This is a genomic window from Clostridium sp., assembly GCF_016650095.1.
GTDB lineage: Bacteria > Bacillota > Clostridia > Clostridiales > Clostridiaceae > Clostridium_AD.
In genome coordinates this window covers 1-8635 of record NZ_JAENWL010000133.1, presented here as the reverse complement: position 1 = coordinate 8635, position 8635 = coordinate 1, and the positions used below count along the sequence as shown (strand labels likewise).

Genomic DNA, 8635 nt, shown 5'->3' with positions numbered 1-8635 from the left:
TCCTAAGATTAAATCAGTGCTACCAATTTCTCTTGGTACTGTATTTACATTCTTTATTATTGGAATGCTTGCATCGACTACAGGAGATGGTGCTATGAGCTATATTACTCCCTTTAAGTATTATGATACAGGATACATCATACAAAATTCTAGTTATGAGACTTTATATATTATAATAGAAATAATATTTGTGATTTTAGCAATTACAGCTAGTTACTTTGTGTATTGTAAAAAGGATGTCCATGCTGTTTAAATGGGACTAATAATTCATAGTAATAAGGAATAAAAGGAGGTCAGGTTATGAATATATTTAGTGTAGAGATGAAGGCACATAGAAAAAGCATTATTATATGGGCTTTTGGTATATTATTTATGGTTGCGGCGGGTATGGGTAAATATGTAGGAATGTCATCTTCAGGACAATCTATGAACGAGTTAATGGATCAAATGCCAAACTCTATGAAAGCTATTATGGGAGTAGGTACTTTAGATTTGTCAAAGGCCAGTGGTTTTTATGGAGTGCTGTTTTTATATTTAGTGCTTATGGCAACGGTGCATGCTGTTATGATTGGTGCTGATATAATTTCAAAGGAAGAACGAGATAAGACTACGGAATTTTTACTTGTAAAACCAATTTCAAGAACAAAGATTATTACATCAAAACTATTGGCCGCCACAATGAATATTTTAATATTTAATATTATCACTTTGGTTTCATCAATAATTATAGTAGGTAAATACGGAAATGGTGAATCTGTAAGTGCAGACATAGTAATTTTGATGATTGGAATGTTTATTTTGCAAATTATGTTTATGGTTATTGGCACAGCCATAGCTGCTGTAAATAAAAACTCAAAGGCAGCTACATCTATATCCACAGCAGTGCTTTTAATCACTTTTATATTATCAATAGTTATAGACATAAGCGGCAAAATTGATTATTTGAAATACCTAACGCCATTTAAATATTTTGAAGCCAAGAATTTAATGTTTGGCGGTGGACTTCAATGGAATTTTGTAATATTGTCAATTATAATTATCTCTGCAATGGTGTACATCACATATGTTTCTTATGAAAAAAGAGATATGAATATATAGGAATGCTATAAAAAAATAAATAACATGGAGATTTACTCCATGTTATTTATTTTTATGCACGTAAATTTGTAATGTAGTAAGCAATGGTATATTATATTTATGACAATCTTAATGTGAAAGTAACGTAGATGATGATTTAAAGTTGCATAGTGCATATATATGATTAAGGAGATTTAAAATGAACATAACTATAATTTGTGTAGGAAAAATAAAAGAGAAATATTTAAAAAGTGCTATAGATGAATATACAAAAAGATTATCTAGATACTGTAAACTGAGCATTGTTGAATTAAGTGATGAGAAAACTCCAGATAATGCATCTGAAAAAGAAGAGATTTTAATAAAAGAAAAAGAAGGTGAGGCAATTCTTAAGAGCATAAAGGATAATATGTTTGTAATTGCTCTAGAGCTAAAGGGAAATATGATATCCTCTGAGGAGTTGTCAAATTATATAATGGATTTAGGAATTAGGGGCGAAAGTAATATAGCTTTTGTCATTGGTGGATCGCTCGGGTTATCTAAGGCTGTTTTAGAAAAATCTAATTATAAACTGTGCTTTTCAAAGATGACTTTCCCGCATCAATTATTTAGAGTGATGCTACTAGAACAGGTTTATAGAGGGTTCAGAAAAATAAGTTAGGATGCTTATCACACCATACTTTAAAACTAATATTGCAGATTATACAAAAAAGTAAAGTTTGTATTACATATGGGAAACAGAAAATTATTTAATGCTGTAGTAGGAATTTAAGAAAGGTGACTTTAACAAGTCACCTTTTATTTGTGGTATGCTTCATTATTGATAATACGATATGAACGGTAAATTTGCTCGAATATAATAGTAGTTTGTAAACCCAAGTCCATTTCCATAGGACTTAAGGCTAATGCTTCATCATGGGGTAGATCGGTTCCGATAATGATAGCTATATCTGAGATGCCAGATAGACCCAAAGAACTAATCTTTGATGCAAGTCCAACAGAAGAAATGTTTTCTCCTTTGACAGAAAGTAATATTTTATAGCTTTTATCCAATAGTTTCTTTGAGAGTTGTTCTTTATTTTTAAAATATAGCAGTTCAATTTTGCAATATCTGCTCAAACGCTTCTCATATTCTTTAATAGCTTCAACAAAAAACTTTTCTAGTTTATCACCAGTTATATATATTTTAAAATTCATAATACACCTTATCAATGATTCTCTGACATTTTAATGCGTCTTCAAAATTAGCGCCAATGCCTTCCATTGAATTATTATATATTTTGTTTGCAAAGTTTATAAGGGAGGCTGTATGACAATTTTGGAAGAAGCCTAAGGAGTTTCTTTTATCAGCATAATATTTTAACAAAATATCTCCCCCTGGTACATTTTTTATTTGTGTAGAATTGTTTTCATAATTATATATTTCTATTTCATAAGGATTGTTAAAATTAATTTTTATGCTACCCTTTGTACCGTAGACTACGAAATCGTCTGTGAGTTCTCTTTCAGTAAATATTCGTGAAACCTCTAAGCTTCCACGAACTCCGCCTTTTAATGCAAAGTCACAGTTTGCAATTTCATCAACTTCTGCTCTGTCTTTAAAGTAAATCCTAGTCTTAGCATCTACTTCTTCTATTTCCCCAATAGTAAATTGTATCATGTCAATTAGGTGCACCCCTAAATCTAGTAGTGCTCCTCCACCAGATTTTTTACCAGTTCTCCAGGTATCCTTTTTCTTTTCGTTTAAATAACTATCATGATAGGTTCTCACTTTAAAATCTATAATCTGTCCTATACTCTCCTTCTGGAGTTCTCTTTTTAATAGTGTTAAAGATGGCATAAATCTATATATTAAGGCTACAGAATTCATTATATTATTATCCTTAACAATCTTAGCCATTTCCATAGCATCACTGCCACTAGATGACAGAGGTTTTTCACAGTAAATAGCTTTGCCATATTGAGCTACACTTTTTACAATATCAAAGTGTGAATCATTCGGAGTACATATATCTATAAAATGAATCTCTTCATTCCTAAGTACTTCTTCAATATTGGTAACATTTTTAACCCCACTTATGGGAATATTTTTAGGTTCTCTAGTTACTATATGTGTTAAATTCAACTCATAAGGAAGTGAAAACCTTAAGTTAGCATCATAGACTGCTAATGCGTGAGTTTTTGCTATGCTTCCATAGCCTATTATTGCAAAATTTATTTTCTTCATAGGTTTATACCTTCCTCTCTATAGTCTCTTTTTATATTAAATCATCACTTGCGCAGATGTTCAGTATCTTCACTACTATTTAAATTAAATCTACGTTGATTTTATCTAATTCTTTACAGATTTTTTCATCAGGCTTTTCATCTACAATAATTGCATTTACATCATAAATGTCTGCAAACTTATAGGTTCCATCATATTGAAATTTCTTGTTTTCCATAACTAGGTAAACTTTTTTTCCTGAGTGAATAATAGCTTTTTTCGTATTACCATCTTCCATATCAAAAGTTGTAACACTTTTATCAAACATATTCACGCCACAGCTGCCTATAAATGCTCTGGTTACTTTATGTCTAGATATAATCTCTATAGCTGTGGATCCTACAAATCCATTTAGTTCTTTATCATAGATGCCGCCAGTACCTATTACATCAACATGGTTACAATTTAAAAAGGCTCTAATAATATCAATCATATTAGTTATAACTATGAGTTTTTTATTCCCATTTGCAATTTTCTCTGCAATTAGTATATTTGTAGATGATATATCTAAAAAAATTGTTTCTCCTGACTGCATAAGTTCAAATGCCTTTTCTGCAATTTTTAATTTACCTTCTAAATTAATATTCTTTCTACTTAGAATATCATTATGTGGAGCAGGCTTCCTGTTTAATACTCCACCACCATAAGTTCTTTTAAGAATTCCTTGTTTTTCTAATGTTTTTAAATCTTTTCTTATGCAATCTTCTGTTACATCAAATTTTTTACTTAAATCTTTTACGACTACCTTTGCATTTTCATTTAATAGCTCAATGATTTTTTCTATTCTTTCCTCAGCAAACAAAGTATCTCCACCTTATCCTATAGAATGTATCACAAAATATTTCTTTGTCTTAAAAAACAATTAAACATTTTTTTAATAAGTATTGAATTATTCTTACTTTCATTATACAATAAGTACAAACAATAAACAACAATAAAAAACAATAATTTATAAGTAAAACTAGGGAACCATAAAAAATAAACAAAAATTCTATACAAAGGAGATAAGTAATTTGATTAGTAATAGAATTCAAAAACTCAAAAGTGGACTCTTCGAAAGTAAAAGAGAAGTATCCATTGAAAGAGCTCTACTGTATACAGAAAGCTATAAAGAAACTGAAGGCGAAGGCTCAATTATTAGACGGGCGAAAGCAACTGCACACATCCTAAAGAATGTAGAAATATCTATAAGAGATGAAGAACTTATAGTTGGTAATAGAACTCCAAAACCTAGGAGTGGAATAATCTCTCCTGAAATGGATCCCTACTGGATTAATGATGAACTTGATACATTAGAAAGTAGACCACAAGATCCCTTCTTTATATCTGAAGAAGATAAGAAAATTTATAGAGAAGTTCTTTATCCTTATTGGACCGGTAAATCCCTTAAAGACTTTATTAATAAAAGACTCACTCCTGAAGTTCGCGTTCCTGTGAATTTAGATATTTTCAAACTCAATCAAACTGATAAAGGTCAAGGACATATAATTCCGAATTTCGAGAAATTATTAAACAGTGGTTTAGGACAGATAATTAATGAAACATTAATACTATCTAAAAATCACCCAGGAAGCGACTTCTATGAAGCATCAATAATAACTCTTAATGCTTCTCAAAAACATATTTTAAGATATGCAACACTTGCAAAACTAAGGGCTGAGGAAGAGCCTAACAAAAGAAGACAGGCGGAACTTTTAGAAATTGCTAGAATTTCAACAAAAATTTCAGTTGGAAAACCAGAAACTTTTTATGAAGCCTCTCAGCTATTATGGTTTTTATCTGTAATTCTACAATATGAATCCAATGCTAGTTCCTTGTCCCTTGGTGGTTTTGATAAGTATATGTATCCCTTTTATGAGAATGACCTTAAAAGTGGGATAACTGAGGAAAGCCTAAGAGAAACACTAACTTGTTTATGGATTAAAACCAATGATGTAGTTCTAATTAGAAGTAGCAATAGTGCTACCTATTTTGCTGGATTCCCAACGGGGTATACTATAACCCTTGGAGGACTAACAGAGAACGGTCGCTCTGCAGTTAATCCCCTATCTTATCTTGCTCTAGATACCTATCAAGATATCCGTCTTCCCCAACCAAATTTGGGTGTACGTATAAATGAACTTATAGAGCCTGCTTTTTTAAGGAAAACTGCTGAAACTGTGAGACTTGGTACGGGAATACCTCAAATTTTTAACGACGAAGTCGTAGTACCAGGATTTTTAAATAGAGATGTTAGTTTAGAGGATGCAAGAGATTATTCTGTGGTTGGTTGTGTTGAACTTTCACTTCCTGGAAAAACTTATGGACTACATGATATTGCACTTTTCAATTTGTTAAAAATAATGGAAATTTCTCTAAGAGAACTTGGAAATAATGATAATATTACCTTTGATGAAATAATCCAAAATATAAAAGAAAAGATTGATATATATGTTAAGCTTATGGTAGACGGCTCAAATATAGTCGATGTATCCCATAAAGAATTTGCACCTGTTCCATTACTTTCATGTTTAATCGATAATTGTCTAGAAACTGGTAAAGATATAACCTATGGTGGCGCAAAATATAATTTTTCAGGTGTGCAAGGTATTGGTATCGCAAATTTAAGCGATTCTCTTTATGCTCTAAAGAAGATTGTTTATGATGAAAAAAGAGTTTCATTGAGTGCTCTAACAAAGGCTCTAGAGTGTAATTTTGAGGGTGTAGAAAATGAAAAACTTAGAGTTAGCTTAATTAATAAGTATGATAAATTCGGAAATGATAACGATGAAGTAGATAACCTCAGTGCAGAAATTCTCAGATATTACTCAAAAGCAGTAGAAAAACACGTAACTCCTAGAGGTGGAAATTTTGTACCTGGTTCTTATACAGTATCAGCTCATATTCCCCTTGGAAAAGCTGTAGGTGCAACTCCTGATGGACGTAAGTCTGGAGAACAACTTGCAGATGGGGGCTTGTCTCCTATGGTAGGTCGAGATGTTCTTGGTCCTACTGCAGTGCTGAAAAGCGTAAGCAAACTAGATAACTACTTAACAACAAATGGAAGTCTATTAAATGTTAAATTTAGTCCTAAAACTTTAGAAGGTGCCGAAGGAATTCATAAATTATGTGATTTTTTATATGCTTTTATGAAGCTAAAAATACAGCATATACAATTCAATGTAGTTTCAGTTGAAACACTAAAAAGTGCTCAGGCTAGTCCAAATGATTATAAGGGCCTAGTGATAAGAGTAGCCGGTTACAGTGCTTTTTTTATAGAACTAAGCCGTGAAATTCAAGATGATATCATAAGGCGAACGCAGCATGATTTATAGGAAGTGATTAAATGAAAGCATTAATACTAAATATTCAAAGATATTCCTTACATGATGGCGAAGGGATTCGAACAATTACATTTTTTAAAGGCTGCCCTCTTAAATGCCCTTGGTGTAGCAACCCTGAATCTCAAAGCTATAAGCCTCAAACAGTGAAAATGAAAAGTAAATGCATCCACTGCAAGCACTGTAGCTTTAATGTAGATGAATGCCCAACAGGTGCAATTACGGAATTTGGTAAATATATGACCGTAGAGGAAGTCATTACAGAAGTTCAGAAAGATATGATTTTCTATCGTACATCAAGTGGTGGGGTAACCCTTTCAGGTGGTGAAGTTTTATCTCAAAGTGCCTTTGCAATAGAGTTACTTAAACAGCTAAAAAGTCTAGGTATAAATACTGCAATAGAAACTAGTGGCCAAGGGAATCCCCAAAGCCTTATTAACCTAGCAACTTATTTAGATTTAATCTTATATGATCTTAAAATAATGGATGAAGAGAAATCTAAACTAATACTTGGAGCAGATATAAATCTAATAAAAAATAACATTAAAACCTTGGCTCACATGAATAAAAAAGTTATACCTAGAGTTCCTCTGATTCCAGGGTATACCATGGATGATGAAAATATAAAAGAAATAATTATCTTTGTTAAAAGTTTAAACCTGACTATTATTCACCTTCTACCTTTTCATCAGTATGGAAGCAATAAATATAAATTGTTGAATGTGGATTATGAACTTAAAGATATAGATCCTCCTTCCCCTGAAGCTATAGAGAAGATAGCAAATGAAATGAGAAATAATGGTCTTAAAGTTGTTGTTGGTGGTTTGTAATTAGAGAATTAAAAATTTATAAGATGAGGTGTTAAAATGAAAAAAATATTATTAACAGGTGGAAATGGTTTTTTTAGTACACGATTTACTGAAAAATATAAAAACAGATATAAAATTCTCTCAGCAAGTTCATCCTTTCTTGATATTACTGACGAAAAAAAGGTAAATGAAATTTTTAAAAATTTTAATCCTGATTATGTTATTCATGCAGCGGCCAAAGCAAGTACGGAATTTTGTGACAATAATCCAGAACTGGCCTATAAAATTAATGTCACTGGAGCTTTAAATGTTGCAAAAGCTTGCAAGGAAGTACATTCTAAAATGATATTCCTTAGTACTGAGCAGGTTTTTAATGGCAATGTTGAAAGCGGCCCATATACTGAAGATGCTACTCCTTGTCCCGATACAATGTATGGTAAAAATAAACTTGAAGCTGAAGGCTTATTAAAAGAAATATTAGATGAAATTTGGATTTTAAGATTCACTTGGCTTTTCGGTGTTCCTGAACGGAATTGTGGTATGTCCCCTAATATACTTTGGGGTACCTTGACTGATATTTTACAGGGCAAAAAAGCATTGGTTACAACAAATGAATATAGAGGCCTAACTTATGTTCATGAAGTTATAGACCAATTTCCAATGATATTTGAAATTCCTTATGGTATCTATCATGTAGGGAGTCATAATAGTTTAAGCCGTTATGATATATGCTCTTTAATATTTAAAGAAGTGGGTTTAGAACATAGAATAAATGAATTATTAGAGGTAGACTTAGAAAAATATAAAGAACATACTAGAGATATAAGATTATGTACTGATAAAATTAAAAGCTATGGTCTAGAGTTTTCTGAATCAAAAGATGGAATTAAAAAATGCTTAAAAGAATTTAAAATAAGGGTGAGATAATTATGTTATATATAATTGATACTGCAAATTTAGAGGCTATAGAAAGGGCTTACAACTTGTACCCTATGGCTGGTGTTACTACTAATCCAACAATCATTTCCAAAGAAAACAAAAGCTTTTTAGATATTTTAAAAGGTATCAGAAAAATTATAGGTAATGAGTCAATGCTTCATGTTCAAGCTGTTAGCTTAACTGCTGAAAAAATGGTGGAAGAAGCAGAATATTTAAATAGCGTA

9 protein-coding genes and 1 pseudogene are annotated in these 8635 nt (G+C 31.4%); 7 read left to right on the top strand and 3 right to left on the bottom strand.

Annotated elements, in window-relative coordinates; genetic code table 11:
- The 3 genes and pseudogenes from JJE11_RS09550 to rlmH all read left to right on the top strand — a co-directional run.
- Positions 1 to 253: pseudogene (locus JJE11_RS09550) on the top strand (ABC transporter permease); the annotation flags it as partial.
- A 47-nt stretch (positions 254 to 300) separates the two neighbouring features.
- Positions 301 to 1098, top strand: coding sequence for an ABC transporter permease subunit (locus JJE11_RS09545; RefSeq protein WP_291634949.1), 798 nt, complete (start codon positions 301 to 303; stop codon positions 1096 to 1098).
- Positions 1099 to 1276: 178 nt separating this feature from the next.
- Positions 1277 to 1738 (top strand): 23S rRNA (pseudouridine(1915)-N(3))-methyltransferase RlmH, encoded by a 462-nt coding sequence (gene rlmH / locus JJE11_RS09540; protein WP_291634947.1) that lies wholly within the window; start codon positions 1277 to 1279, stop codon positions 1736 to 1738.
- A gap of 137 nt (positions 1739 to 1875) precedes the next feature.
- Here rlmH and JJE11_RS09535 read toward each other — a convergent pair whose 3' ends face one another.
- From JJE11_RS09535 to JJE11_RS09525, 3 genes are all read right to left on the bottom strand, one after another.
- Positions 1876 to 2289: a 23S rRNA (pseudouridine(1915)-N(3))-methyltransferase RlmH gene (locus JJE11_RS09535; RefSeq protein WP_291634945.1), complete on the bottom strand. Its 414-nt coding sequence runs from the start codon at positions 2287 to 2289 to the stop codon at positions 1876 to 1878.
- On the bottom strand, positions 2264 to 3304 hold the full coding sequence (locus JJE11_RS09530; RefSeq protein WP_291634943.1) for a Gfo/Idh/MocA family oxidoreductase: 1041 nt from the start codon (positions 3302 to 3304) through the stop codon (positions 2264 to 2266). Before JJE11_RS09530 ends, JJE11_RS09535 begins: the two co-directional genes overlap by 26 nt.
- A gap of 79 nt (positions 3305 to 3383) precedes the next feature.
- Positions 3384 to 4145, bottom strand: coding sequence for a DeoR/GlpR family DNA-binding transcription regulator (locus JJE11_RS09525; protein ID WP_291634940.1), 762 nt, complete (start codon positions 4143 to 4145; stop codon positions 3384 to 3386).
- A 211-nt stretch (positions 4146 to 4356) separates the two neighbouring features.
- Here JJE11_RS09525 and JJE11_RS09520 point away from each other — a divergent pair, with 211 nt between their 5' ends.
- From JJE11_RS09520 to JJE11_RS09505, 4 genes are all read left to right on the top strand, one after another.
- Positions 4357 to 6657, top strand: coding sequence for a formate C-acetyltransferase (locus JJE11_RS09520; RefSeq protein ID WP_291634937.1), 2301 nt, complete (start codon positions 4357 to 4359; stop codon positions 6655 to 6657).
- Positions 6658 to 6668: 11 nt separating this feature from the next.
- Positions 6669 to 7493 (top strand): [formate-C-acetyltransferase]-activating enzyme, encoded by an 825-nt coding sequence (locus tag JJE11_RS09515; RefSeq protein WP_291634935.1) that lies wholly within the window; start codon positions 6669 to 6671, stop codon positions 7491 to 7493.
- A gap of 36 nt (positions 7494 to 7529) precedes the next feature.
- Positions 7530 to 8399, top strand: coding sequence for a sugar nucleotide-binding protein (locus JJE11_RS09510; RefSeq protein WP_291634933.1), 870 nt, complete (start codon positions 7530 to 7532; stop codon positions 8397 to 8399).
- Between the two features lie 2 nt (positions 8400 to 8401).
- On the top strand, positions 8402 to 8635 hold a 234-nt coding region (locus tag JJE11_RS09505; protein ID WP_291634931.1), incomplete at its 3' end, for a transaldolase family protein.

What these genes read in the sequence shown, in the direction of transcription:
- JJE11_RS09545 (WP_291634949.1), top strand. Translation starts at nt 301, where the DNA reads ATGAATATATTTAGTGTAGAGATGAAGGCACATAGAAAAAGCATTATT.
- rlmH (WP_291634947.1), top strand. Translation starts at nt 1,277, where the DNA reads ATGAACATAACTATAATTTGTGTAGGAAAAATAAAAGAGAAATATTTA.
- JJE11_RS09530 (WP_291634943.1), bottom strand. Translation starts at nt 3,304, where the DNA reads ATGAAGAAAATAAATTTTGCAATAATAGGCTATGGAAGCATAGCAAAA.
- JJE11_RS09515 (WP_291634935.1), top strand. Translation starts at nt 6,669, where the DNA reads ATGAAAGCATTAATACTAAATATTCAAAGATATTCCTTACATGATGGC.
- JJE11_RS09510 (WP_291634933.1), top strand. Translation starts at nt 7,530, where the DNA reads ATGAAAAAAATATTATTAACAGGTGGAAATGGTTTTTTTAGTACACGA.